This is a genomic window from Oleiphilus sp. HI0061 (genome assembly GCF_001635675.1).
Map to the genome: position 1 here is coordinate 1 of NZ_LWFE01000773.1, position 518 is coordinate 518.

The 518-nt window shown below is 45.0% G+C and carries 1 pseudogene; it reads right to left on the reverse strand.

The window, feature by feature from the left end:
• A pseudogene (locus A3735_RS09465) lies at positions 1-518 on the reverse strand (DNA mismatch repair protein MutS); the annotation flags it as partial.

The following is a 518-nucleotide window of genomic DNA, read 5'->3' on the forward strand; positions in this document are numbered from 1 at the left end:
TGCCGTATCGTCAGAACTTCCCATTCGTGTGAATATTTGGTCGATTTCACCTATTGAGGCTTTACCTGCTGGAACAAAACTTCCTGTACCTGCTAGCAATATAATCAGAGCAGCCTGGCGCATATAGGTAGACTTCCCCCCCATATTGGGCCCGGTAATCATAAGCATTTTTCGCTTTGGATCTAATATCAGATCGTTTGGCACAAAAGGCGCTGTACTGAGCTGTTCAACAATAAGGTGTCGGCCTTCTTCAATTAACAGGGTGTTACCCTGATTAAATTCCGGCCTATTGAGATTTAAAGTGTGAGCTCTTTCAGCAAAATTGCTAAGCACGTCGAGCTCAGAAAGCCCTTTTGCACACCTCTGAAGCGCGTCAATCGCCTCATTTAATTCATCAAGTAGGCTTTCGTAAAGGGCTTTCTCGCGCGATAAAGCGCGACTTTTACTGCTCAGCGCTTTATCCTCAAAAGCTTTCAGCTCTGGCGTTATAAAGCGCTCTGCATTTTTTAGCGTTTGAC